At 70.7% G+C, this 25,931-nt stretch carries 17 protein-coding genes; 16 read left to right on the forward strand and 1 reads right to left on the reverse strand.

Annotated features, from left to right (window positions below):
* Window positions 1-67: 67 nt before the first annotated feature.
* The 7 genes from polA to DEJ16_RS08725 all read left to right on the forward strand — a co-directional run bounded on the left by polA (window position 68) and on the right by DEJ16_RS08725 (window position 10,840).
* The gene (polA, locus tag DEJ16_RS08700) at window positions 68-2,740 is read left to right on the forward strand and encodes a DNA polymerase I (protein ID WP_110825037.1); all 2,673 of its coding nucleotides are present in this window, start codon (window positions 68-70) and stop codon (window positions 2,738-2,740) included.
* 124 nt (window positions 2,741-2,864) lie between these two features.
* Window positions 2,865-4,544 (forward strand): DUF885 domain-containing protein, encoded by a 1,680-nt coding sequence (locus tag DEJ16_RS08705; protein WP_110825036.1) that lies wholly within the window; start codon window positions 2,865-2,867, stop codon window positions 4,542-4,544.
* Window positions 4,545-4,738: 194 nt separating this feature from the next.
* Window positions 4,739-6,196 (forward strand): 30S ribosomal protein S1, encoded by a 1,458-nt coding sequence (rpsA, locus tag DEJ16_RS08710; protein ID WP_110825035.1) that lies wholly within the window; start codon window positions 4,739-4,741, stop codon window positions 6,194-6,196.
* Window positions 6,197-6,314: 118 nt separating this feature from the next.
* Entirely contained in the window at window positions 6,315-6,917 is a 603-nt protein-coding gene (gene coaE / locus DEJ16_RS08715; protein ID WP_110825034.1) for a dephospho-CoA kinase, read from the forward strand.
* Window positions 6,914-7,981, forward strand: a complete 1,068-nt coding sequence (locus tag DEJ16_RS15760; RefSeq protein ID WP_181419532.1) for a hypothetical protein — start codon at window positions 6,914-6,916, stop codon at window positions 7,979-7,981. The genes coaE and DEJ16_RS15760 overlap by 4 nt, the downstream gene beginning before the upstream one ends.
* 22 nt (window positions 7,982-8,003) lie before the next feature.
* On the forward strand, window positions 8,004-9,569 hold the full coding sequence (locus DEJ16_RS08720) for a class I adenylate-forming enzyme family protein (protein ID WP_181419533.1): 1,566 nt from the start codon (window positions 8,004-8,006) through the stop codon (window positions 9,567-9,569).
* Window positions 9,566-10,840 carry an acyltransferase gene (locus tag DEJ16_RS08725; protein ID WP_110825032.1) on the forward strand — a complete coding sequence of 425 codons (1,275 nt, stop codon included), beginning with the start codon at window positions 9,566-9,568 and terminating at the stop codon, window positions 10,838-10,840. Before DEJ16_RS08720 ends, DEJ16_RS08725 begins: the two co-directional genes overlap by 4 nt.
* 45 nt (window positions 10,841-10,885) lie before the next feature.
* Here the strand turns inward: DEJ16_RS08725 and DEJ16_RS08730 are convergent, their stop codons facing one another.
* Window positions 10,886-12,229, reverse strand: a complete 1,344-nt coding sequence (locus DEJ16_RS08730) for an MFS transporter (RefSeq protein WP_110825031.1) — start codon at window positions 12,227-12,229, stop codon at window positions 10,886-10,888.
* A gap of 143 nt (window positions 12,230-12,372) precedes the next feature.
* Between DEJ16_RS08730 and uvrB the strand changes: the two genes are divergently transcribed.
* The 9 genes from uvrB (at window position 12,373) to tpiA (ending at window position 25,869) form a co-directional block, all read left to right on the forward strand.
* Window positions 12,373-14,463 (forward strand): excinuclease ABC subunit UvrB, encoded by a 2,091-nt coding sequence (gene uvrB, locus DEJ16_RS08735; RefSeq protein ID WP_110825030.1) that lies wholly within the window; start codon window positions 12,373-12,375, stop codon window positions 14,461-14,463.
* The gene (locus DEJ16_RS08740) at window positions 14,453-15,430 is read left to right on the forward strand and encodes an SDR family NAD(P)-dependent oxidoreductase (RefSeq protein ID WP_110825029.1); all 978 of its coding nucleotides are present in this window, start codon (window positions 14,453-14,455) and stop codon (window positions 15,428-15,430) included. The genes uvrB and DEJ16_RS08740 overlap by 11 nt, the downstream gene beginning before the upstream one ends.
* Window positions 15,431-15,478: 48 nt before the next feature.
* Complete coding sequence (uvrA, locus tag DEJ16_RS08745) at window positions 15,479-18,502, forward strand: excinuclease ABC subunit UvrA (RefSeq protein WP_258365883.1); 3,024 nt, start codon at window positions 15,479-15,481, stop codon at window positions 18,500-18,502.
* On the forward strand, window positions 18,503-20,593 hold the full coding sequence (gene uvrC / locus DEJ16_RS08750) for an excinuclease ABC subunit UvrC (protein ID WP_110825028.1): 2,091 nt from the start codon (window positions 18,503-18,505) through the stop codon (window positions 20,591-20,593).
* A 109-nt stretch (window positions 20,594-20,702) separates the two neighbouring features.
* Complete coding sequence (rapZ, locus tag DEJ16_RS08755) at window positions 20,703-21,590, forward strand: RNase adapter RapZ (protein ID WP_110825027.1); 888 nt, start codon at window positions 20,703-20,705, stop codon at window positions 21,588-21,590.
* Window positions 21,591-21,668: 78 nt separating this feature from the next.
* Complete coding sequence (whiA, locus tag DEJ16_RS08760; protein WP_110825026.1) at window positions 21,669-22,649, forward strand: DNA-binding protein WhiA; 981 nt, start codon at window positions 21,669-21,671, stop codon at window positions 22,647-22,649.
* Window positions 22,650-22,866: 217 nt separating this feature from the next.
* Window positions 22,867-23,871 carry a type I glyceraldehyde-3-phosphate dehydrogenase gene (gene gap / locus DEJ16_RS08765; protein ID WP_110825025.1) on the forward strand — a complete coding sequence of 335 codons (1,005 nt, stop codon included), beginning with the start codon at window positions 22,867-22,869 and terminating at the stop codon, window positions 23,869-23,871.
* A gap of 4 nt (window positions 23,872-23,875) precedes the next feature.
* Window positions 23,876-25,093, forward strand: coding sequence for a phosphoglycerate kinase (locus DEJ16_RS08770; RefSeq protein WP_110825024.1), 1,218 nt, complete (start codon window positions 23,876-23,878; stop codon window positions 25,091-25,093).
* Window positions 25,090-25,869, forward strand: a complete 780-nt coding sequence (tpiA, locus tag DEJ16_RS08775; RefSeq protein ID WP_110825215.1) for a triose-phosphate isomerase — start codon at window positions 25,090-25,092, stop codon at window positions 25,867-25,869. Before DEJ16_RS08770 ends, tpiA begins: the two co-directional genes overlap by 4 nt.
* Window positions 25,870-25,931 lie beyond the last annotated feature (62 nt).

Consider the following 25,931-nt stretch of genomic DNA (forward strand, 5'->3'; position numbering starts at 1 on the left):
GGTCCTGCCCGCCGTCCTCGGAGCCGGCCCGGGGCCGGCCGTCGGGGGCCGTCGGTAGGCTGTCCGGGTGTCGGACTCCGCAAAGCCTACCCTCATGGTCATCGACGGCCACTCGCTCGCGTTCCGGGCGTTCTACGCCCTCCCGGTCGACAGTTTCGTGAACCGCGAGGGGCAGCACACGAACGCCATCCACGGCTTCATCTCGATGCTGCTCATGCTCCTCCAGCGCGAGAAGCCGACGCACCTGGCGGTCGCGTTCGACATCTCCCGGTTCTCGTTCCGCACACGGGAGTACGAGGACTACAAGGGCACGCGCTCCGAGACCCCCGCGGAGTTCAAGGGCCAGATCCCCCTCCTGCAGCAGGCGCTCGAGGCGATGGGCATCACCACCGTCACGAAGGAGGACTTCGAGGCCGACGACATCCTCGCGACCCTCTCGAAGCAGGGCGCCGACCAGGGGTTCCAGGTGTACGTCGTGTCCGGCGACCGCGACTCGATCCAGCTCGTGAACGACGACGTCACGCTGCTGTACCCGTCCGTGCGCGGGGTCTCCGAGCTCACCCGCTACGACCGCGACAAGGTGTACGAGCGCTACGGCATCGAGCCGCACCAGTACCCGGACATCGCCGCCCTCGTCGGTGAGACGAGCGACAACCTGATCGGCATCGACAAGGTCGGCGAGAAGACCGCCGTCAAGTGGATCACCCAGTACGGGTCGCTCGACGGCGTGCTCGAGCACGCCGACGAGATCAAGGGCGTCGTCGGCAACAACCTGCGCGAGCAGAAGGACCGGGCGATCCGGAACCGGAAGCTGAACCGGCTCGTCACCGACGTCGAGTTGCCGGTCGGTCCCGCCGACGTCGCCCTCCGACCGCTCGACGAAGCCGCGGTCCGCGAGCTGTTCGCGACCCTGCAGTTCCGCACGCTGCTCGACCGCGTCTTCAAGGTGGTGGGCGGCGGGGACGCGGCCGACGCCGTCACCACCGACGGTACCGTCGAGGACGCCGGTCCCACGCCGCCGCCGGTGAAGACCCTCATCGACGAGGAACTCGGTCACTGGCTCGAGCGGAAGGACGCCGCGGACGCCGAGAACGGGTACGGCGTCGCGGTCGAGGTCATCGACGGTCGTCTGAGCGCGATCGGCATCGCCACCCACGACGACGCCGTCCTCGTGCCGGGCGGCAGCGGGGCGCTCGACTACGAGCAGTTGGCCACGTGGTTCGCCTCGGACGCCCCGAAGCACTTCCACGACGCGAAGGCCGCGATCAAGGCGCTCGGGACCGCGGGGTTCACGGTCGCGGGCGTCGCAGGGGACGCCCGCATCACCGGTTGGCTCGCGAACCCCGGCAAGCAGGGGCAGCCCCTCGCGGACCTCGTGTACCAGGAACTGGGCGAGGAGCTGCCGACCGCCGACCCGAACCAGCTCGTCCCCGAGACGGAGCCGGTCAACGTCGGCGTGCACGCCTGGTACGTGCTCCGCGTCACCACGGCCCTGCGTGCCCGCATCGACCCGAGCTCGCTGACGGTGCTCGACGACATCGAGCTCCCGCTGACGGCGGTGCTCGCGCGGATGGAGACCACCGGTGTCGGGATCGACCGGCCGGTGCTCACCGGGCTCTCCCACGAGCTGGGGGAGCGCGCCGCCGACCTCGCGCAGCAGGCCTTCGCGGAGATCGGGCACGAGGTCAACCTCGGGTCGCCGAAGCAGCTGCAGGAGGTCCTGTTCACCGAGCTCGCGATGCCGAAGACCCGGAAGACGAAGACCGGGTTCTCCACGGACGCCGCGAGCCTGGCCGACCTGCAGGAGCAGCACCCGCACCCGTTCCTCGGACTGCTGCTGCAGCACCGCGACGCCACGAAGCTCCGGCAGATCGTCGACACCCTCGACGCCGCGGTCGTCGACGGTCGCATCCACACCCGGTACGAGCAGACCGGCACGAGCACCGGACGGGTCTCCTCCACGGACCCGAACCTGCAGAACATCCCGGTGAAGACCGCCGTCGGGCGCCGCATCCGGTCCGCGTTCGCCGTCGCCGAGCCGTACACGACACTGCTCACGGCCGACTACTCGCAGATCGAGATGCGGATCATGGCGCACCTGTCCGGGGACGCCGGCCTGATCCAGGCGTTCAACGAGGGCGAGGACCTGCACCGGTTCGTCGGCGCCCGCGTCTTCGGCGTCGAACCGTCCGACGTCAGCCCCGAGATGCGCACCAAGGTCAAGGCGATGTCCTACGGCCTGGCGTACGGTCTCAGCGCGTTCGGGCTGTCGAAGCAGCTCCGCATCGAGCAGAGCGAGGCCCGCACGCTCATGACGGAGTACTTCGCCCGCTTCGGCGCCGTACGGGACTACCTCCGGAACGTGGTCGAGCAGGCGCGCGAGGACGGGTACACCGAGACGATCTTCGGCCGTCGCCGACCGTTCCCGGACCTGAAGAGCCCGAACCGGGTGCTTCGCGAGAACGCCGAGCGTGCCGCCCTGAACGCGCCGATCCAGGGATCTGCGGCGGACATCATGAAGATCGCGATGCTCGGGGTCGACGCGGACCTGCGCGACGGCGACCTCGGCTCCCGGCTGCTGCTGCAGGTGCACGACGAACTCATCCTCGAGGTCGCGCCGGGCGAGCAGGAGCGCGTCGAGGAGATCCTCCGGACCCGCATGGGCGGTGCCGCCGAGCTGAGCGTGCCGCTCGACGTGTCGGTCGGCGTCGGCCGGAACTGGGAGTCCGCGGCGCACTGACCGTGGCGCACTGCCCGTCGGACCGCCCGACGCGAGCGGCGGGACGGACGGGAGGCACGCCTCCCGTCCGCCTCGCCGCTCGCCTCCGGTGACCGGGGGAGCGGGGCTGGGTAGGGTCGACGACATGAGCGATGACCGTCCCGTCCGCCAGCCGTCCGCCGTCGACCAGGTCGCCGAGCAGTGGGTCACCACGCTCGTCGAGCTCGACCCGACGGTCGCCACGTACATCGGTGTGCCCGGGCGCACCGACTCCTACGGCGACACGTCCCCGGCGGGTGCCGCGGCCCTCGCCGACGCCGCTCGCGCCGCCCGCCGTGCACTGGACGCCGCCGACGCCCGCGACGACGTCGACCGGGTCACGAAGGCCGACCTCGGATCCGAGCTCGACCTGACCGTCGAGTCGTACGAGCGGAGGCTGCACCTCCGGGACCTCAACGTCATCCAGAGCCCCGCGCAGTCCCTCCGGGACGTGTTCGACCTCATGCCGACCGCCACGACGGACGACTGGCAGGACGTCGCCGGACGTCTGCAGGCCCTCCCGGACGCCCTCGAGGGGTACCGGGAGACGCTGCTCGAGGGCACCCGCGAGGGCGTCACCGCCGCGAAGCGCCAGGTCGAGCTCATCGCCGAACAGGCCGGCCGGAACGGCGCACCGGACGGGTTCTTCCGGCAGCTCGTCGACGGCGCCGCGCTCGAGGGCGGGGCGCCGGTCCCGGAGCAGCTGCGCGCCGAACTGACGCGCGGGGCCGAGGTCGCCGCGGCCGCCTACCGGTCCTTCGGCGCCTTCCTGCAGCACGACGTCCTGCCGCTCTCGACCCCGGTCGACGCGGTCGGTCGCGACGACTACGCCCTGCACTCCCGCCGGTTCCTCGGCGCCGTGGTCGACCTGGACGAGACGTACGAGTGGGGCATCGAGGAACTCGCCCGGATGCGCGACGAGCAGGAGCGGATCGCGGACCGCATCGAGTCCGGCGCGAGCGTCGCCCGCGCGATCGAGGTCCTCGACGCCGATCCGTCGCGGGTCCTGCACGGCACGGACGCCCTCCGCGCCTGGATGCAGGAGACCAGCGACGAGTCGATCCGGGCGATGGACGGCCGGTACTTCGACATCGCCGACCCGATCAAGCGCCTGGAGTGCCGGATCGCGCCCACCCAGGAGGGCGGGATCTACTACACCGGCCCGTCGGACGACTTCTCGCGCGCCGGGCGGATGTGGTGGTCCGTCCCGCAGGGCGTCACGGAGTTCGGCACCTGGCGGGAGAAGACGACGGTCTACCACGAGGGCGTCCCGGGGCACCACCTGCAGATCAGCCAGGCCGTGTACAACCGCGGCGAGCTCAACACCTGGCGGCGCCAACTCGCCGGTCCGTCGGGACACGTCGAGGGCTGGGCGCTGTACGCCGAGCGGTTGATGGAGCAGCTCGGGTTCCTCGACGACGACGGCGACCGCCTCGGCATGCTCGACGGTCAGCGGATGCGCGCGGCCCGCGTGGTCCTCGACATCGGGGTGCACCTGCAGAAGACCAACCCGGACGGCGGCGGCTGGACGTGGGAGTACGCGCTCGACTTCATGGGGCGGAACGTCAACATGGACCCCGCGTTCGTGCAGTTCGAGGTCGCGCGCTACTTCGGGTGGCCGGGTCAGGCCCCGTCGTACAAGGTCGGGCAGCGGGTCTGGGAGTCGATCCGGGACGACGTGGCCGCCCGCGAGGGGTCGTCCTTCGACCTCAAGGCGTTCCACCACCGCGCCCTGGCACTCGGCGGCGTCGGGCTCGACACGCTGCGGAGTGCGCTCGTCGGCTGACCGTGACACGCCCGGTTGTGGGCGCCGGTCCCGCTGGATAGACTTGTGCGGCGCAATCCGCGCCAACAACACACACCGCCACGGTGGCTCGCACCGGGTCCGACAGGTCGCACGACCTGCAGGACCGGATCGCGGACCGGGGGTCGCTCCCTCGCCGCCTGGCCCGACTCATGTCCGTTCGGAGCAATCTCTACATGACAACCACCACGACCAAGGCTCCCAAGCAGGTCGCCATCAACGACATCGGCTCGGCTGATGACTTCCTGGCCGAGGTCGAGAAGACCCTGAAGTTCTTCAACGACGGAGACCTCATCTCCGGCACCGTCGTGAAGATCGACCGCGACGAGGTCCTCCTCGACGTCGGGTACAAGACCGAGGGTGTCATCCCCTCGCGCGAGCTCTCGATCAAGCACGACGTCGACCCCAACGAGGTCGTCAACGTCGGTGACGAGGTCGAGGCCCTGGTCCTCCAGAAGGAGGACAAGGAAGGCCGCCTGATCCTGTCGAAGAAGCGTGCACAGTACGAGCGTGCATGGGGCGACGTCGAGAAGATCAAGGAGTCCGACGGTGTCGTGACCGGTACGGTCATCGAGGTCGTCAAGGGCGGTCTCATCGTCGACATCGGCCTCCGCGGCTTCCTCCCGGCCTCGCTCATCGAGCTGCGCCGTGTCCGCGACCTGACGCCGTACCTCGGTCAGGAGCTCGAGGCGAAGATCCTCGAGCTCGACAAGAACCGCAACAACGTGGTCCTCTCGCGCCGCGCCCTGCTCGAGCAGACGCAGTCCGAGTCGCGCACCACGTTCCTCAACAACCTCCACAAGGGCCAGGTCCGCAAGGGCGTCGTCTCGTCGATCGTCAACTTCGGTGCGTTCGTCGACCTCGGCGGCGTCGACGGTCTCGTCCACGTCTCCGAGCTCAGCTGGAAGCACATCGAGCACGCCAGCGAGGTCGTCGAGGTCGGTCAGGAAGTCACCGTCGAGATCCTCGAGGTGGACCTGGACCGCGAGCGCGTGTCGCTCTCGCTCAAGGCCACGCAGGAAGACCCGTGGCAGGTCTTCGCCCGCACCCACGCGATCGGTCAGATCGCGCCGGGCAAGGTCACGAAGCTCGTGCCGTTCGGTGCGTTCGTCCGCGTCGCGGACGGCATCGAGGGTCTCGTGCACATCTCGGAGCTCTCGAACAAGCACGTCGAGCTCGCCGAGCAGGTCGTGTCCGTGGGCGACGAGGTGTTCGTCAAGATCATCGACATCGACCTCGACCGTCGCCGCATCTCGCTCAGCCTCAAGCAGGCCAACGAGGGCGTCGACCCGGAGAGCACCGAGTTCGACCCGGCGCTCTACGGCATGCCGACCGAGTACGACGACAAGGGTGACTACAAGTACCCCGAGGGCTTCGACCCGGAGACGAACGAGTGGCTCGAGGGCTACGACACCCAGCGCGAGGAGTGGGAGCGTCAGTACGCTGCGGCCCAGGCCCGTTGGGAGGCCCACAAGGCCCAGGTCGCCAAGTCGCTCACCGAAGAGGCGCAGGGTGGCTTCGACCTCCCGGCCGCTGCCTCGTCGTCGTTCACGAGCGAGACGACCGGCGCCGGCACCCTCGCCGACGACGCGTCCCTCGCGGCACTCCGTGAGAAGCTCAGCTCGACCAACTGAGCACCGCTCGATCGACTGATCGAGTCGCACTGACCGGAGCCCGGTCCTGATCGTCCCGCACGGGGCGGTCGGGCCGGGCTTCCGGCGTTCGTGGAGCCGTCCGTGCCACGCTGTCGTCGTGCGCATCATCGGACTCACGGGCGGCATCGCCGCGGGCAAGTCGACGGTCTCCAGGCGGTTCGCCGAACACGGCGCGGTGGTGGTGGACGCCGACCAGCTCGCGCGGGACGCCGTCGCTCCGGGCAGCGCTGGCCTCGCCGCGGTGCGGGAGCGGTTCGGCCCCGCGGTCGTGACGGAGGAGGGCGAGCTCGACCGTCCGGCGCTCGGCGCGATCGTGTTCGCGGACGCCGCCGCCCGGAAGGACCTGGAGGGCATCACCCACCCGGAGGTGTGGCGTCTCGCGCAGGAGCGGTTCGACGCCGCCGGGGCCGCGGACCCCGACGCGGTCGTCGTCTACGACGTGCCGCTCCTGGCCGAGGCGGCCGGCGCACGCCCCCTGCGCTTCGACGCCGTCGTGGTCGTCGACGCCCCGGCCGCGGTCCGGGTCGAGCGGCTCGTCGCGCACCGTGGCATGGCGCGTGCGGACGCCGAGCGGCGGGTCGCCGCCCAGGCGTCGGACGCGGACCGTCTCGCCCTCGCCGACCACGTCGTCGACGCGACCCGCTCGGTCGAGGACACGATCCGCTCGGCGGACGAGGTCTGGGCCCGACTCGTCCGATGAGGGCTCACCACCGCCTGCTCGTCGTCGCGGTCCTCGTCCTGGTCGCGATCGGTCTGGCCTCGCTCGTCGGCGCGAACGTGCTCGGCGGGCAGCGGGTCGCCGAGGGCGGGCGTCCGGGGCTGCCGCACCGGACGCTCGGCCCCGAGGAGACGCCGCACGACGTCTTCCACCGCTTCCGTCTGGGCTCCATCGACGGCGAGCGGTTGTCACCGAACCGGAACGACTTCGCCGCCCGGACCACACCGGACGGTCCGCTGCTGCTGTTCCTGCCGGCCACGCGGTCGAAGCCGGCCGAGTACCAGCGCTTCCTGACGACGGCGCTGGGCGACGGGTACCACGTGCTCGGACTCGACTACTGGAACCTCGGCAAGACACTGTCCGCGACGTGCGAGGCCGATGCGCGCTGCTACGGACAGGTCCAGCGGAACCGGTTCGACGGCACCCGGAGTTCGGAGTACAGCAGCGTCACCCCGGCGGGCTCGATCGTGTCGCGGTTCCGGGACGCGGTGGCACACCTGGACGAGGTGGACCCCGACGGCGGCTGGGGGCGGTTCGTGCAGGCCGACGAGGACATCACCTGGGGGGACATCGTCGTCGCCGGCCACTCACAGGGCGGAGGCGAGGCCGCGTACATCGCCCACATCCGGCCCGTCCTCGGTGCCCTGATGTTCGCCGCGCCGGTGGAGTCCGTCGGTCCGGTCCACGCGGCCTGGATGGACCGCCCCGGCCGGACCCCGGCGACCCGCATGTACGCGCTCGACGACGTCCGCGACTCCTACCGACCGAGGATCACCGGTTCGTGGACGGCGCTCGGACTCGAGGGACGGGGCGGCGCCGGTGGCACGGGCGGGCCCTGGCGGACCCGGACCGCTCCGCCACGTCCCGGGGCCGACCCGCACGCGATCCTGACCAGGCTGCCCGGCGGTGATGCCCGCCACGCGCACTCCCGGGTGGTCAAGGACACGACCCCGCTCGACGAGCACGGCGACCCGCACATGCTCGCGTTGTGGCAGTGGTTGCTGCACCGGTTCCCCACGCCCGTCGTTCCCTCCGCGCGGTCATAGGCGCCGGAAATACGATGGGACGGTGCAGCACGACGGCGATCCCTCCTCTCCCACCTCCCCGGGCGTCCCCGACAGCGGGGACGACCCGGCGACCGCGGTCGGTGGACCGCCGACGCTGCCCGGGCTCGCCGACCTCGTCCGCCGCCGAGCCGAGCAGGACGGCGACCGCTCGTACCTCGAGGACGCCCGTTCGGACCGCGTCCTCACGTACCGTGCGCTGCACGACGCCGTGACCGCCTGGTCGCGCACCTTCGACGCGATCGGGATGCCGGCCTCCGGCGGTGTCCTCGTCGACGTCGGCGACCCGCTCGCCTTCGCCGTCGTCCACCTCGCCGCGGTCGCCTCCGGTCGGCGGTCGGTCCCGGTCGACACCGGCCAGCCGGCCACCGAACCCGCTCGGCTCGCAGCCCTCCTGGGGGGTGCGGTCATGGTCGTCTCCGACCGTCCGGAGGACGCGACCGTCGCCGGAGCGCCGGCCGCCGGTGTGGACGCGGCCACGTACCTCCCGACCGGGGTGCGTGACGGCGACGTGGCGGAGGGTGTGCCGGACGCTCCCGGACAGGGCTCGGTCGTCCTGTTCACCTCCGGGTCGACCGGGACGCCGAAGGGCGTCGAGCTGCCGGAGTCACAGTTGCTCGCCGTCGCCCGCGCCGTGGCGGAGCACAACCGGCTGACCGAGTACGACCGCGGGTTCAACTCGCTGCCGCTGTTCCACGTCAACGCCGAGGTCGTGGGCCTCCTCGCCACCCTCGTCGCCGGCGCGACGCTCGTGCTCGACCGCCGGTTCCGACGGACCGACTTCTGGGAACTGCTCGAGGAGCGCCGGATCACCTGGCTCAACGCGGTGCCCGCGGTCCTCGCGGTCCTCGCCAAGACCGGTCCGTTGGCGTTCCCGGAGACGCTCCGCTTCGTCCGGAGCGCGTCGGCCCCGCTGCCCGACACGGTGCGCGCCGCCCTCGGGAACGTCCCGCTCGTCGTGAGTTGGGGCATGACCGAGGGAGCCAGCCAGATCACCGCGACGCCGCTCGGCGCACCGGCGCGACCCGGGTCCGTCGGACTGCCCGTCGGTTCCGAGGTGCAGGTCCGCGGCGAGGACGGTGCGGTGCTGCCGGCCGGCGAGATCGGTGCGCTCTGGGTACGGGGACCGGGCATCGTCCGGTCGTACCTGGGTGGACGCGCGGCCGACCGGTTCGACGCCGACGGGTGGCTGTCGACCGGGGACCTCGGGTCGGTCGCACCGGACGGCTGGGTGTCCCTCGCGGGCCGCTCCGACGACGTCATCAACCGCGGCGGCGAGAAGGTCTACCCGTCGGAGGTGGAGGACGTCCTGCTGCGTGACCCTCGCGTGCTCGAGGCCGTCGTGGTCGGGCGGCCGGACGACGTGCTCGGTGCCGTCCCCGTGGCCTACGTCATCGCGCAGGAGGACGTCGACACCGCGGGCCTGCTCGAGGACCTCGCGGCGCTGGCGGAGTCCGCCCTGACCCGGTTCCGTCGGCCGGCCGAGATCTCCCTGGTGCCCGACCTCCCGCGCGCCCCCACCGGCAAGGTCCAGCGGGCCCGCGTCCGAGCCATGGCCGAGTCACGGTGAGCGCGCGTCCCACACCGACCGGGCACGACGCCGCGAGCGCAACGACCGGCACGAGTGCGACCGCCACCGATGCGGCCGGCACCACTGCAGCCGGCGCCACTGTGGCCGGCACCACGGGCACGACGACGGGCGTGCAGACGCCGACGCGGACGGCGTCCGGGCGCCCGCGCCACCTGTACGAGGTCGACGTCCTGCGCATCCTCACCTTCGCCTGCGTCATCGGCGTCCACACGACGAGCCACACGGTCGCCTCCGACGACGTCGGGCTCTACGCCGTGCTCGGCCTGCTGCACTTCACCCGGCTGGTCTTCTTCTCGCTGACCGCGTTCGTCCTGGTGTACAGCTGGTCCCTCCGCCCACGGCCGCTCGCGCAGTTCTGGCCCCGCCGGTTCCTGCTCGTCGGCGTGCCGTACCTGGCCTGGTCGTTCGTGTACGTCGTGGCGGCCTGGCTCATCGACGGGACGACCCGGGGGGACGTCCCGGCACTCGTGACGACCGCAGCCGAGGGGATCGTCACCGGGACGGCCTGGTACCACCTGTACTTCCTGCTCGTGACGATGCAGGTGTACCTGCTCCTGCCGGTGATCGTCTGGTTGGTCAGGGTCACCCGGCGGCACCACGTCACGCTCCTGGTGGTCTCGTTCGTCGTCCAGCTGGCCGTCTTCGCCGCCTACAAGTACGAGCCGCACTCGATCGACTGGTTGCACGGCTACCAGAAGCAGTTCTTCTTCTCGTACGTGTTCTTCATCGTGGCGGGTGCCGTCGCCGCGGACCACGCCGATGCGTTCCTGCGCTTCATCCGCGAGCACCGACGGGCCGTCCTGTGGGCGTTCGCCGGGGCCGGTGCCGTCACGCTCGGGGTCTGGTGGGTGCAGGTCGGCCTCGGGCAGTCCCTCTACGCCGCCGGTACTCCGCTGCAGCCCGTCCAGGTGCTGTGGAGCACCGCGGTCTTCGTCGGGTTCCTGACGATCGGCGCCGCGTGGGCGGACCGCCGCCGCGCCGACAGCCCACTGGCCCGGGTCGTCGACTACGCCTCGGACCGGTCGTTCGGGATCTTCCTCAGCCACCCGTTCGTGATCTGGATCCTGCTGTACGGGGACAGCTGGCTCGAAGCCGTGGTGCCGAAGCCGTGGCTGACGCTCGTGACCGTCGTGCTCGTCCTCGTGCTGTCGGTCGCGGTGACCGAGGTGTTCCGGTGGACGCCGCTCAGCGTGCCGCTCACCGGCCGCCCGTCGCGCGCACGACGCCGCGTCGCGCGCACCGCCGCCTGAGCAGCCCTGCCGGTCCGGGGTGCTGTGGGCCTCCCGGCCGTGCGGTCAGGGGGTCCCGCCGCGCTCCGCTGCCGGGACACCGGTCTCGAGCACCCCGTCCGTCATGGTGAGCCGCTGGGGCTTCATCACCCACGCCACGACGGCGGCGGCCGCGAGGAGGGCGCAGGAGATCCCGAACGGGATCTGCCAGCCGGAGGCCTCGATGAGCGTGCCGAAGACGATGGGCGAGACGACGCCCGCCACGCCGAAGCCGGTGTTCATGAAGCCGGACGCGGTGCCCGACCACTGCGGCGCGACGTCCATCGGGATCGCCCACAGGTTCGCGTTGCAGAGCTCGAGGAAGAAGAACGACAGCGCGAGCGACACCGTGGCCACGGTGAGGCTCTGTCCGGCGACAAGCAGGGGCAGCAGGCACACGAGCGACCCGCCGAGCCCGACGACCAGGACCACCCGGCGCGCGTGACGGCTGTCCCCGCCGCGGTGGATGATCCGGTCGCTCAGCATGCCGCCGACGGTGTCGCCGACGACGCCGGCGAGCAGCACCGCGGTGGTGAACCACGCGAAGGCGGTGATCTCGAGGTCGTACTCGTCGCTGAGGAAGGTCGGGATCCAGGTCAGGAACACCCAGAGCGTCCAGCCGTAGCCGAAGTCGACGAAGGAGACCGGCAGGATCTGCTTCGCGAGGGCCCGCCACGGGACCGGCGGCCGGGTCGCCCGGGTCTCCACGGGCGGGAGCTCCGCCAACTCGGTCCCGGTGATCCCGCGGGCGTCCTCGGGGCGGTCCCGGAAGGCGACGAACCAGACGATGCCCCAGGCGACGGACAGGAGGGCCGTGGCGAAGAAGGCGAGTCGCCATCCGCTGATCGCGATGAAGTACGCCACGAGGAGGGGCGCGAGGGCGTTGCCGAGGCGGGCGGCCGAGTGCACGACGCCCTGCGCGAAACCGTTCCGGTCGCGCGGGATCCACCGGCTCATCGCCTGGGTCGCGGACGGGAAGGCGGCCGCTTCGCTGAGGCCGAGGAGGAGCCGTGCGGCGAGCAGCGTCCAGAACCCGACCGCGAGACCGGTCCAGAGCGTCGCGACGCCCCACACCACGGTGATGACGAAGAGCGCGCGGCGCGGACCCGCCTTCTCGCTGATCGTCCCGCCGAACACCTGGAGCAGCGCGTAGGGGAGTGAGAAGGCCGCCACGACGTACCCGGCGGCGGACTCGGTGAGCCCGAACTCCTCGGTGATGTGCGGCAGGGCCGTGGAGATGTTCGTCCGGTCGATGTACGAGATCGCGTACATGAAGCAGAGCAGGACGAGCACCCGGCCGCGGATGCGTCCGCGGAACGGGGTGCCCTTCGTCGGGATCGGTGCTGGCGCCGCAGCGGGGGCCGTGGTCATGGGGCCTCTTCGGTCGGGTTGCTGAACGGACCGGAGGCTACGACCGTCGCCGATCAGGACCCTCGGAGTCCGCTATCAGGTGACAGTACGCCGTGGGCGAGCAGAACCGTCCGATGTCGTCAGCCGCGCCTACTGTGGACAGCATGGGAGTCGCCGTCAAGCCCACGCGTGCCATCCGTCCGTTCGAGGTCGTCAGTGAGTACTCGCCGAGCGGTGACCAGCCCGCGGCGATCGCCGAGCTCGCGGGCCGCATCAACGCCGGTGAGACGGACGTGGTGCTGCTCGGCGCCACGGGTACCGGCAAGTCGGCGACGACGGCGTGGCTGATCGAGCAGGTGCAGCGGCCGACACTCGTGCTCGCGCACAACAAGACGCTGGCCGCGCAGCTCGCGAACGAGTTCCGTGGGCTCATGCCGAACAACGCCGTCGAGTACTTCGTGTCGTACTACGACTACTACCAGCCCGAGGCGTACGTCCCGCAGACCGACACCTTCATCGAGAAGGACTCCTCCGTCAACGCCGAGGTCGAGCGGCTCCGGCACTCGACGACGAACTCGCTCCTCAGCCGACGGGACTCCGTCGTGGTGTCCACCGTCTCGTGCATCTACGGCCTCGGCACGCCGGAGCAGTACATGAACGCCTCGGTGGCGCTGCACATCGGCCAGACCATCTCGCGCGACCAGCTCGTGCGGAAGTTCGTCAGCATGCAGTACCAGCGCAACGACGTCGACTTCGCCCGTGGCACCTTCCGGGTCCGCGGCGACACGCTCGAGATCATCCCGATGTACGAAGAGCACGCGATCCGCATCGAGATGTTCGGGGACGAGATCGAGGCACTGTCCTCGCTCCACCCGCTGACGGGCAACGTCATCGACGACCTGCCGGCCGTGTCGATCTTCCCGGCGTCGCACTACGTCGCGGACACCGACGTCATGCACCGGGCGATCAGCTCCATCAAGGAGGAACTCGCCGAACGACTCGCCGAGCTCGAGGGCCAGGGGAAGCTGCTCGAGGCCCAGCGGCTCCGGATGCGCACGACGTTCGACATCGAGATGATGGAGCAGATCGGCTTCTGCTCGGGCATCGAGAACTACTCCCGGCACATGGAGGGCCGCGGCCCCGGGGAAGCGCCGCACTGTCTCATCGACTACTTCCCGGACGACTTCCTCCTCGTCATCGACGAGTCGCACGTCACCGTGCCGCAGATCGGCGCGATGTACGAGGGCGACGCCTCCCGCAAGCGCACCCTCGTGGAGCACGGGTTCCGGCTGCCGAGCGCGATGGACAACCGCCCGCTGAAGTGGGAGGAGTTCCTCGACCGTGTCGGGCAGAAGGTCTTCCTGTCCGCCACCCCGGGCAAGTACGAGCTCGGCATCACGGACAGCGTCGTCGAGCAGATCATCCGTCCGACCGGCCTGGTCGACCCCGAGATCGTCATCAAGCCGAGCGACGGCCAGATCGACGACCTGCTCGAGGAGATCAAGCAGCGGACCGAGAAGGACGAACGCGTCCTCGTCACCACCCTCACCAAGCGGATGGCGGAGGAACTGACCGACTTCCTCGGGAACGCCGGCGTGCGTGTGCGGTACCTGCACTCGGACGTGGACACCCTGAAGCGCGTGGAGCTCCTGACCGAGCTGCGCCAGGGCGTGTACGACGTCCTCATCGGCATCAACCTGCTCCGCGAGGGTCTCGACCTGCCCGAGGTCTCCCTCGTCGCGATCCTCGACGCCGACAAGGAGGGGTTCCTGCGGTCGTCGACGTCGCTCATCCAGACGATCGGTCGCGCGGCCCGCAACGTGTCGGGTCAGGTGCTCATGTACGCCGACAAGATGACCGACTCGATGAAGCAGGCCATCGAGGAGACCGACCGGCGGCGTGAGAAGCAGGTCGCCTACAACCTCGAGCACGGCATCGACCCGCAGCCGCTCCGCAAGAAGATCGCGGACATCACCGAGGTCCTGAACCGCGAGAACGACGACACCCGCGAGCTCCTCGAGCGTCGCGGTGGCGGCGTGCGGGACGGTCGACGTGCCCCCACGCCGTCCCTCCGTCGCGAGGGCATCGCGGGCGAGGGCGCGACCCAGCTCGAGGCGACGATCGCCGACCTGAACGACCAGATGCTGCAGGCCGCGGCCGAACTGAAGTTCGAGCTCGCGGCCCGGCTCCGCGACGAGGTGCAGGACCTCAAGAAGGCGCTGCGGCAGATGGAGTCCGCAGGCCATGTCGTCTGAGCCGGGGGAGCCGTCGGCGTCGGACGACGCCCGTCGCACGGTGGTGGTGACGGGCGCCAGCGCGGGCCTGGGGTACCAGGCCGCCGAGCAGCTGGCCGCCGCCGGACACCGGGTCGTCCTCGCGACCCGGAACCCCGAGAAGGCGACCGCGGCGGAGCGGAGCATCCGGGCGGTGGTGCCCGACGCAACGCTCGAGCACGTGCACCTCGACCTCGCCGACCTCGGCTCCGTACGGTCCGCGGCCGACTCGCTCGCGGCGCTCGGACCCGTGCACGCGGTCCTCAACAACGCCGGGGTGGTCGGCTCGCGCGAGCGACGCTCCACCACCGAGGGCCACGAGCTGCAGATCGGCACGAACCACCTCGGCCACTTCGCGTGGACCGGTCTCGTGCTCCCGCTGCTCACCGCCACGGGTGGTCGGGTCGTCCACCTCGGGTCGATCTCGCACCGCTGGGTGACACTCGACCGCCACGACCCGCTCGGAGCCGGGCACTACAACGGCTACCGGCAGTACGCGCGGAGCAAGCTCGCTGCGATGCTCTTCGGGTTCGAACTCGCGCAGCGGCTCGCCGACGCCGGGTCGCGCGTGACGAGCGTCGTGGCGCACCCCGGCCTCGCGCTCGACTCGTTGACCGGACGGCGCACGGCGACCGGCCGTCCGGGTGCCCACGGCGTCGGGACACCGGGTCCTGTGTCCTCGGGCGCCGAGCCCGCCTGGATCGGGCCGGGCCAGCGCTGGATCGCGCAGGGCAAGGACGCCGGTGCGGTGCCGCTCGTCCACGCCGCCGTCGGCACCGACGTCCGGTCCGGCCAGTACTGGGGTCCGGCCGGCTGGTTCCAGCTCCGCGGGCCTGCGGCCGTCGTCCCCGCCGAGCCGCGCGCACACGACCGCGGCGAAGCGGCGCGGCTGTGGGCCGCGAGCGAAGACGCCTCCGGGGTCGCGTTCGCTCTCGACGCACTCGGCTGATCCGCACCGGCGGACGATTGTCGGAGCGGCTTCGTAGAATCGTCTGCGATGACCATCACCTCTGACCGCGGAACCGCCATGTCCGACCCGGATGACTTCGACGAGCCGTCGGACCTGCACCTGCCCGGTGGGACGGCTCCGCACGACACGTCGACGCTGAGCGTCCGTGGCGCACGCGTGCACAACCTCCGCGACGTCGACCTCGAGATCCCGCGCGACTCGCTCGTCGTCTTCACCGGACTGTCCGGCTCCGGCAAGTCCTCGCTGGCGTTCGACACGATCTTCGCCGAGGGGCAGCGGCGGTACGTGGAGTCGCTGTCCGCGTACGCGCGCCAGTTCCTCGGCCAGGTCGACCGGCCGGACGTCGACTTCATCGAGGGCCTGTCGCCCGCGGTGTCGATCGACCAGAAGTCGACGAACCGCAACCCGCGGTCCACGGTGGGCACCATCACCGAGGTCTACGACTACATGCGTCTGCTCTGGGCGCGCATCGGCATCCCGCACTGCCCCGTCTGCGGTGAGGTGATCAGCAAGCAGAGCGTGCAGCAGATCGCCGACCAGCTCATGACGCAGGAGACCGGCACCCGGTTCCAGGTGCTCGCGCCGATCGTGTCGAAGAAGAAGGGCGAGTTCGTCGACCTCTTCCAGGAGCTCGCCGCGTCCGGCTACGCGCGCGCGATCGTCGACGGGGAGCGCATCCAGCTGAGCAACCCGCCGACGCTCAAGAAGCAGGTCAAGCACGACATCTCGGTCATCATCGACCGGCTGGTGGCGAGCGACGACATCCTCGGCCGGCTGACCGACTCCCTCGAGACGGCGCTGCGGCTCACGAACGGCACCGTCGCGATCGACCTCGTCGACCACGAGGGCCCCGGCGCGGTCCGCACCTACTCCGAGAACCTCTCGTGCCCGAACAACCACCCGCTCGCGCTCACCGAGATCGAGCCGCGGACGTTCTCCTTCAACGCGCCGTTCGGCGCCTGCCCCGAGTGCTCCGGCCTCGGCACGCGGATGTCGGTCGACCCGGACCTCGTCCTCGGCGACCCCGAGGCCTCCCTGGCCGACGGCGTCCTGCTGCCCTGGACCGGGACGAGCGGCCTGTACTCCTACTTCGAGAAGCTGCTCGCCGGTCTCGGCAAGGAGCTCGGCTTCCGCCTGGACACGCCGTGGAACCAGCTGCCCGCGTCGGTGCAGGCCGCCATCCTCACCGGCAAGGACTTCGAGGTCTCGGTGTCCTGGAAGAACCGCTTCGGCCGCGAGATGCGGTACACGAGCGGGTTCGAGGGCGTCATGCCCTACATCGAGCGCAAGTTCGCCGAGGCCGAGACCGACTCGCAGCGCCAGCGGTTCCAGGGCTACCTGCGCGAGGTGCCGTGCCCCGTGTGCGACGGCACCCGCCTCAAGCCGGAGGTCCTCGCGGTGACGGTGGACGGCCGCAGCATCGCCGACGTCACGGACATGGCGCTCGACGAGGCCTACGGCTTCATGGCCGACATCACGCTCACCGCGCGGGAGGCGCACATCGCCGCCGCCGTGCTGCGCGAGATCCGGGCGCGGCTCGAGTTCCTGCTCGAGGTCGGCCTCAACTACCTGACCCTGGCGCGCGGAGCCGGCGGTCTCTCCGGCGGCGAAGCACAGCGCATCCGGCTCGCGACCCAGATCGGGTCCGGTCTGACGGGCGTGCTGTACGTCCTCGACGAGCCGAGCATCGGGCTGCACCAGCGCGACAACCGCCGGCTCATCGACACCCTGGTCAAGCTCAAGGACCTCGGCAACACCCTCATCGTCGTCGAGCACGACGAGGACACGATCCGCACCGCGGACTGGGTCGTCGACATCGGTCCTGGCGCGGGCGTCAACGGCGGCAACGTCGTGCACTCGGGCTCCTACGCGGACATGATCGAGAACCGCGAGTCGATCACGGGTGACTACCTGGCCGGACGTCGGGCGATCGAGATGCCGTCCGAGCGCCGCAAGGTGAACCGCAAGCGCGTCATCAGCGTGCAGGGTGCGCGGGCGAACAACCTCAAGGACGTGGACGTCGACTTCCCGCTCGGCGTGTTCACGGCGGTCACGGGCGTGAGCGGCTCGGGCAAGTCGACGCTGGTCAACGACATCCTCTACAAGGTGCTCGCCAACCAGCTCAACGGTGCCCGGCACATCGCCGGCAAGCACACCCGTGTGAAGGGCCTCGACCAGCTCGACAAGGTCGTGCACGTCGACCAGGCGCCGATCGGCCGGACGCCGCGGTCCAACCCGGCGACCTACACGGGCGTGTTCGACCGCATCCGGCAGCTGTTCGCCGAGACGCAGGAGGCGAAGACCCGCGGGTACCAGCCCGGGCGCTTCAGCTTCAACGTCAAGGGCGGTCGCTGCGAGAACTGCTCCGGCGACGGCACGATCAAGATCGAGATGAACTTCCTGCCCGACGTCTACGTCGCGTGCGAGGTCTGCGGCGGTGCCCGGTACAACCGCGAGACGCTGCAGGTGCACTACAAGGGCAAGAACATCTCCGAGGTGCTCGACATGCCGATCAGCGAGGCGGCCGAGTTCTTCGAGCCGATCTCCGCGATCCACCGCTACATGGCGACGCTCGTCGACGTGGGCCTCGGGTACGTCCGGCTCGGGCAGAGCGCCACGACGCTCTCCGGCGGCGAGGCCCAGCGCGTGAAGCTCGCCACCGAGCTCCAGCGCCGTTCGAACGGCCGCACGGTGTACGTGCTCGACGAGCCGACCACGGGTCTGCACTTCGAGGACGTCCGCAAGCTGCTCCTCGTGCTGCAGAGCCTGGTCGACAAGGGCAACACGGTGATCACGATCGAACACAACCTCGACGTCATCAAGTCCGCCGACTGGCTCATCGACATGGGGCCCGAGGGCGGGTCCGGCGGCGGTACGGTGCTCGCGACCGGTACGCCGGAGCACGTCGCCGACGTCCCCGAGAGCCACACCGGGGTCTTCCTGCGGGAGATCCTCGACGCCCAGGACGCCCGCGTCGGCAAGCAGCGGTCCGTGCAGGGCCGACAGGGCGAGGTGCGCGGCGCCGCGGCGGCGAAGGCGGGTGCTCGGTAGGTGGCGGACACCGTCGCATGGCGTCCGAAGGCCGGTGAGATCCCGACCGACCCGGGCGTGTACCGGTGGCGCGACGAGGCCGGCCGGGTGCTCTACGTCGGCAAGGCGAAGAACCTCCGCGCGCGGCTGAGCAACTACTTCGCGCCGTTGCCGACGCTGCACGAGCGCACCCGGCGCATGGTGCTGACGGCGCGCAGCGTCGAGTGGACCACGGTCGGTTCCGAGATCGAGGCGCTCCAGCTCGAGTACACCTGGATCAAGGAGTTCGACCCGCCCTTCAACGTCAAGTTCCGCGACGACAAGTCCTACCCGTACATGGCGATCACGATGGCGGACGAGGCGCCGCGGGTGATGGTCACGCGCAACCGCAAGATCAAGGGCGCGAAGTACTTCGGGCCCTACCCGAAGATCTGGGCGGTGCACGACACGATCGACCTCATGATCAAGGTGTTCCCGATCCGCACCTGCTCGGAGTCGTCGTACAAGCGCGCGATGCAGACCGGCAAGCCGTGCTTCCCGGGGCAGATCGGCAAGTGCGGCGGACCGTGTTCGCAGCGGGTCACGATCGAGGAGCACCGGGCGCTGGTCGAGGAGTTCGTCCGCTTCATGGGCAGCTACGACCGGCGTGTGATCACGCAGCTGCGGCAGCGCATGGCCGCCTCGGCCGACGCCATGCAGTACGAGCAGGCGGCGCGCTACCGGGACCAGGTCGAGGCCCTCGAAGCCGTGCTCGAGAAGTCCGCCGTGGTGCTCAAGGACTCGGTGGACCTCGACCTGTTCGGCATCGCCGAGGACGAGCTCGCCGCCGCCGTGCAGCTGTTCTCGGTGCGGGGCGGCCGGATCCGCGGTGTGCGCGGTTGGGTGGTCGACAAGGAACTCGACATCAGCACCGGGGACCTCGTCGAGCAGATCGTCCAGGGCGTGTACGCCGGGACGGACCTGCCCGCCGGTGCCGGTGGTGAGGAACCGCCGCGCGAGGTCGTGGTGCCGGTCCTGCCCGACGACGCCGACGCCCTGCAGCAGTGGCTCAGCGACCGCCGGGGTGGTCGTGGCACGAAGCTCAGCACCGCCCAGCGCGGGGACCGTGCCGGTCTGGCCCGGACCGCCTCGCAGAACGCCCAGCAGGCGCTCATGCTCTACAAGACCAAGCGCTCGGCCGACTACACGACCCGTGCTGCGGCCCTCGCCGACATCCAGGAGGCCCTCGGCATGACCGAGGCGCCGCTGCGGATGGAGTGCTACGACATCTCGCACCTGCAAGGCACCAACGTCGTCGCCTCGATGGTCGTCTTCGAGGACGGGCTGCCCCGCAAGGACCAGTACCGCCGGTACACGATCGCCGAGACGACCGACGACACGGACAGCATGTACCAGGTCCTCACACGGCGGCTCGCCCGCCTCGACGAGGACGCGGCCCTGCCCGACGTCCCCGATGCGACCGTGGACGACGTGGTCGACGGCACGAAGCCGACGAAGCGCTTCGCGTACCGGCCGCAGCTCCTCGTGGTGGACGGTGGGCAGCCGCAGGTCGCGGCGGCGAAGCGCGCGCTGGACGAGGCCGGGGTGACCGACATCGCGCTCGTCGGGATCGCGAAGCGGCTCGAGGAGCTCTGGCTGCCCGACGACGACTTCCCGGTCATCCTGCCCCGCAACTCCGAGGCGCTCTTCCTCATCCAGCGCCTGCGAGACGAGGCCCACCGCTTCGCGATCACGCACCAGCGCACGCGGCGCAAGCGGGACGTCAAGTCGCAGCTGTCGGAGATCCCCGGGCTCGGGCCGAGCCGTGTCGCGGCGCTGCTGAAGCACTTCGGCTCGGTCACCCGGTTGCGGCAGGCCACCGCGGAGGAGGTCGGCGAGGTGCCCGGTGTCGGGCCCGCGACCGCGGCCGCCGTGGTGCGCAAGCTCGCCACCGTCCCGGTGAGCGCCCCGGAGTCGGCCAGTGCTCCCACCCCGGCCAGTGCTCCCACCCCGGCCAGTGCTCCCACCACGGCCAGCGCACCGGACACAGGTGCCGAACCGGTCGGCGCCCGGTCGGGAGGCCCGGTGCGCGTCCCCGACGCGGGGCCCGACGGGCCGCAGCGGCCCGCATGACGTCCGCACGGGCCTCCCGGCCGGACGGTAGCCTGGTCTCCGACCTGGGCCGGCGCTCGCACCGGCCGGGCGACCCGCCCGGCCCGACCACGACGGAGCTCCTTCGCAGATGACCGACACCACCTCCCAGCAGCAGCACGACGTGCTCATCGTCACCGGCATGTCCGGTGCCGGCCGGTCCACCGTGGGGAAGGCGCTCGAGGACCTCGGCTGGTACGTGGTCGACAACCTGCCCACCCAGATGCTCGGACCGCTCACGGACCTCGCCGACCGCGCGGGGGAGTCGATCCCCAAGATCGCGACCGTGGTCGACGTGCGTGGCGGCCGCTTCTTCACCGAACCGGAGCACGCCGTCCAGCAGGTCCGCGAGAGCACCAGTGCGCGGGTCCGCGTGCTGTTCCTCGAGGCCACCGACGAGGTCCTGGTCCGACGGTTCGAGCAGGTCCGCCGCCCGCACCCGCTGCAGGGCGAGGACACCCTGCTCGACGGCATCGCCCGGGAACGGGCGCGGCTGCTCGGGCTGCGGGAAGCGTCGGACATGGTCATCGACACCTCCGACCTGAACATCCACCAGCTCGCGAACGCGGTCACGGAGCGGTTCGCCGAGGACCGGTTCGTCGGTGTCCAGGTCACCCTGATGAGCTTCGGGTTCAAGTACGGTCTGCCCGCGGACGCCGACATGGTGGCCGACGTGCGCTTCATCCCGAACCCGTACTGGGTCCCGGAACTCCGGCCGCACACCGGCCTCGACGCGCCCGTCTCCGACTACGTCCTCGAGCAGCCGGGAGCCCGCTCGTTCGTCGAGCGCTACGCCTCCGTGCTCGAGCCGGTGTTCGAGGGGTACCAGCGGGAGAACAAAAGACACGCTACGATCGCCATCGGCTGTACCGGCGGCAAGCACCGTTCGGTCGCCATCGTCGCCGAGCTGGCGAGCCTCCTCCGCGGGATGCCCAACGTCGCCGTGCGTGTGAAGAACCGAGATCTCGGCCGGGAGTGACCGTCCCACCGGCTGTCTCCACACGCGTGCGCCCCGGGGCCGCGGAACCCCACCCCGAAGAACGTAAGGAATGATGCCGTGCCGTTGACTGCCGAGGTGAAGGACGAGCTGGCCAGGGTCGTCGTCAACCGGAACACGGTCCGCGCCGCCGAGCTCGCGACCGTCCTCCGGTTCGCGGGAGGGCTGCACGTCATCTCCGGCCGGATCGCGGTCGAGGTCGAACTCGACACCCGGATCATCGTGCACCGTGTCCGGAAGGACCTCGCCGAGCTGTACGGCGTGCGCAGCGAGGCCTCCGTCGGGTCGACCGCCTCGTCCCGACGCGGCACCCGCTACCTCGTCCGCGTCCTCGAGGCCGGCGAGACGCTCGCCCGCCAGACCGGACTCATGGACGCCCGCCGTCGCCCGGTCCGCGGCCTGCCGAACCGCCTGACCACCGGCACCCGCGAGGACCTCGCCGCCATCTGGCGCGGCGCCTTCCTCGCCTCCGGCACCCTCACCGACCCGGGCCGGGCCGCCGCGCTCGAGGTCACCTGCCCGGGCAACGAGGCCGCGATGGCGCTCGTCGGTGCCGCCTCCCGCCTCGGGATCGCCGCGAAGGGCCGGGAGGTCCGGGGCGTGCACCGGGTCGTCATCCGTGACGGCGAGGCCATCGGCCAGATGCTCACCGCGATGGGCGCCGCCCGGACGACCGCCGACTGGGAGGAGATGCGCCAGCGCCGCGAGGTCCGTGCCACCGCCAACCGGCTCGTGAACTTCGACGACGCGAACCTCCGCCGCTCGGCGCAGGCCGCCGTCGCCGCCTGCGCCCGCGTCGAGCGTGCCCTCGAGATCCTCGGCGACGACGTGCCCGACCACCTGCAGTACGCCGGGACCCTCCGGCTCGAGCACCGTGACGCCTCGCTCGACGAGCTCGGCCAGCACGCGGACCCGCCCATGACCAAGGACGCGATCGCCGGCCGGATCCGCCGACTGCTCGCGATGGCCGACAAGCGCGCGTCCGACCTCGGCGTGCCCGGCACCGAGGCGAGCGTGCCCGAGGAGCTCGAAGGCGCCTGAGCCCGGTCGTCCTCCGGACCCCCTCGGCCACCGGACACCGACCCGCACGGGTCGACGTCATGCAGGTGGTCCGAGGGGGTCCGACTGCTAGGGTCGTTCCGGCGACGTTACGGGGCGTATCGTCCACCACACGTGGGCCGGCCGTCGTCCCCGACGACGCCTCCACACTCCGAAAAGCAGCGCCTCCCGAGGCGCTCCACACCCAACAGGAGCTCCATTGACCGTCAAGATCGGTATCAACGGCTTCGGCCGGATCGGCCGTAACTTCTTCCGGGCCGCTCTGGCCAAGGGCAGCGACCTCGAGATCGTGGCGGTGAACGACCTCACCGACAACGCCGCGCTCGCGAACCTGCTCAAGTACGACTCGATCACCGGCAAGCTCGGCGTCTCCGTCGAGCTCGACGGCGACAACATCGTCGTCGACGGCAAGGCCATCAAGGTGCTCGCCGAGCGCGACCCCGCCAACCTCCCCTGGGGTGAGCTCGGTGTCGACATCGTCATCGAGTCGACCGGGTTCTTCACCAAGGCCGCCGACGCACAGAAGCACATCGACGCGGGCGCCAAGAAGGTCATCATCTCCGCCCCGGCGACCGGTGACGACGTCACCATCGTCCTCGGCGTGAACGAGGACACCTACGACGCGGCGAACCACCACATCATCTCCAACGCCTCGTGCACCACGAACAGCCTCGCGCCGCTCGCCAAGGTGTTCCACGACGCGTTCGGCATCGAGCGCGGTCTCATGACCACGGTCCACGCCTACACCGCCGACCAGAACCTGCAGGACGGCCCGCACAAGGACCCGCGTCGTGCACGTGCCGCGGCCCTGAACATCGTCCCGACCTCCACCGGTGCGGCGAAGGCCATCGGCCTGGTCCTCCCGGAGCTCGCCGGCAAGCTCGACGGCTTCGCGCTCCGCGTGCCGGTCCCGACCGGTTCGATCACGGACCTCACGCTCGAGACCAAGTCGGACGTCACGGTCGACGAGATCAACGCCGTCTACAAGGCCGCCGCCGAGGGCCCGCTGAAGGGCATCCTGCTCTACAGCGAGGACCCGCTGGTGTCGACCGACATCACGACGGACCCGCACTCCTCGATCTACGACTCCGGCCTGACCAAGGTCATGGGCAACCTCGTCAAGATCACCTCGTGGTACGACAACGAGTGGGGCTACTCGAACCGCCTGGTCGACCTGACCGAGTTCGTGGGCGAGAAGCTCTGACCTGATGGCTCTCCGCACCCTCGAGGACCTCGGCGACCTCGCCGGCAAGCGCGTCGTCGTCCGCTGTGACCTGAACGTCCCGCTCAAGGACGGCACGATCACGGACGACGGCCGCGTGCGGGCGTCGCTCACCACGCTGAACACGCTGATCACCGCCGGTGCGCGTGTGATCGTCGTGTCGCACCTCGGTCGACCCGACGGCACTCCGGCCCCCGAGTACTCGCTCGCGCCGGTCGCCCAGCGGCTGTCCGAACTGCTGGCGAAGCCGGTCACCTTCGTCGGCGAGACCGTCGGCGACGAGGCGACCGCGGCCGCCGAGGCCCTCGAGGACGGTGACGTCCTGCTGCTCGAGAACCTCCGGTTCAACCCGGAGGAGACCTCGAAGGACGCCGCCGAACGCGCCGCCTTCGCCGACCGCATCGCCGCACTCGGTGATGCGTTCGTCTCCGACGGCTTCGGCGTCGTGCACCGCAAGCAGGCCTCGGTGTACGAGCTGGCCGCTGCGCTCCCGAGCGCGGCAGGACAGCTCATCGAGCAGGAGCTCACCGTGCTCGAGCGTCTGACGAAGGACCCGGAGCGCCCGTACACGGTCGTGCTCGGCGGGTCGAAGGTCAGCGACAAGCTCGGCGTCATCGACCACCTGCTGCCCCGCGTCGACACCATCTGCATCGGTGGCGGCATGCTCTTCACCTTCCTCGCGGCGCAGGGCCACGGGGTCGCGAAGTCGTTGCTCGAGCAGGACCAGCTCGACACCGTGCGCGAGTACCTCTCGCGCGCGACCGAGCTCGGCGTGACGATCGACCTGCCGACGGACGTCGTGGTGGCCTCCGGGTTCGCCGCGGACGCCGAGCACGAGACGGTCGCGGCCGACGCGATCGAGTCCTCGTCCTTCGGTACCGACGGCATCGGCCTCGACATCGGCCCCGAGACCGCGGAACGGTTCGCCGCAGCGGTCTCCTCGTCGAAGACGGTGTTCTGGAACGGCCCGATGGGCGTGTTCGAGTTCCCCGCCTTCGCAGCGGGTACGAAGACCGTCGCGCAGGCGCTGACCGAGGTCGACGGCCTCGGCGTCGTCGGTGGCGGCGACTCGGCAGCTGCCGTCCGCTCGCTCGGGTTCCGCGACGACCAGTTCGGGCACATCTCCACCGGCGGCGGAGCGAGTCTCGAGTTCCTCGAGGGCAAGTCGCTCCCCGGCCTCGAAGCGCTGGGGTGGACGGCATGACCCGCACGCCGTTCATCGCCGGCAACTGGAAGATGAACCTGGACCACCTCCAGGCCATCGCCACAGTGCAGAAGCTCGCGTGGACGCTGAAGGACGCTCGGCACGACCACGCCGACGTCGAGGTGGCGGTCTTCCCACCGTTCACGGACCTGCGGAGCGTGCAGACGCTCATCTCGGCCGACAAGCTGCCGATCGCCTTCGGCGCGCAGGACCTGTCACAGTACGACTCCGGCGCGTACACCGGCGACGTGTCCGGCGCGTTCCTCGCCGCGCTCGATGCGCAATACGTCATCGTCGGGCACTCCGAACGTCGCACCATGCACGGTGAGACGGACGAGGTCGTCGCGGCGAAGACGGCGGCGGCGGTCAAGCACGGCCTCGTCCCGGTGGTGTGCGTCGGCGAGACCGGTGAGCAGCGCGAACAGCGCGGCGCCGGTGTCGTGCCGGTCGAGCAGCTCGGGGTCGTCCTCGGTGCGGTGCAGCCCGCCGAGATCGTCGTGGCGTACGAACCGGTCTGGGCGATCGGCTCCGGCCAGGCGGCCACGGCCGAGCAGGCCCAGGACGAGTGCGCCGCACTGCGCCGTGGGATCGCAGCGGCGTGGGGCGACCAGGCCGCAGCCGACACCCGCGTCCTCTACGGCGGCTCGGTGAAGTCGGGCAACATCGCCGGCTTCCTCCGTGAGCCCGACATCGACGGCGCACTCGTCGGTGGCGCATCGCTCGACGTGCAGGAGTTCGCGGCGATCGCGCGCTTCCAGCAGCACGTGGGTCTCTAGAACGACCGCAGGAGGCGCGACGGGTCCGCCCGTCGCGCCTCGTGCTGTGCACACACCCCGTC

The sequence above is a fragment of the Curtobacterium sp. MCJR17_055 genome, from assembly GCF_003224335.1.
In the GTDB taxonomy this organism is placed as follows: domain Bacteria; phylum Actinomycetota; class Actinomycetes; order Actinomycetales; family Microbacteriaceae; genus Curtobacterium.

What these genes read in the sequence shown, in the direction of transcription:
- uvrA (WP_258365883.1), top strand. Translation starts at nt 15,479, where the DNA reads ATGACCATCACCTCTGACCGCGGAACCGCCATGTCCGACCCGGATGAC.
- rapZ (WP_110825027.1), top strand. Translation starts at nt 20,703, where the DNA reads ATGACCGACACCACCTCCCAGCAGCAGCACGACGTGCTCATCGTCACC.
- DEJ16_RS08705 (WP_110825036.1), top strand. Translation starts at nt 2,865, where the DNA reads ATGAGCGATGACCGTCCCGTCCGCCAGCCGTCCGCCGTCGACCAGGTC.
- rpsA (WP_110825035.1), top strand. Translation starts at nt 4,739, where the DNA reads ATGACAACCACCACGACCAAGGCTCCCAAGCAGGTCGCCATCAACGAC.
- DEJ16_RS08740 (WP_110825029.1), top strand. Translation starts at nt 14,453, where the DNA reads ATGTCGTCTGAGCCGGGGGAGCCGTCGGCGTCGGACGACGCCCGTCGC.
- uvrB (WP_110825030.1), top strand. Translation starts at nt 12,373, where the DNA reads ATGGGAGTCGCCGTCAAGCCCACGCGTGCCATCCGTCCGTTCGAGGTC.
- DEJ16_RS08730 (WP_110825031.1), bottom strand. Translation starts at nt 12,229, where the DNA reads ATGACCACGGCCCCCGCTGCGGCGCCAGCACCGATCCCGACGAAGGGC.
- DEJ16_RS08770 (WP_110825024.1), top strand. Translation starts at nt 23,876, where the DNA reads ATGGCTCTCCGCACCCTCGAGGACCTCGGCGACCTCGCCGGCAAGCGC.
- tpiA (WP_110825215.1), top strand. Translation starts at nt 25,090, where the DNA reads ATGACCCGCACGCCGTTCATCGCCGGCAACTGGAAGATGAACCTGGAC.
- DEJ16_RS15760 (WP_181419532.1), top strand. Translation starts at nt 6,914, where the DNA reads ATGAGGGCTCACCACCGCCTGCTCGTCGTCGCGGTCCTCGTCCTGGTC.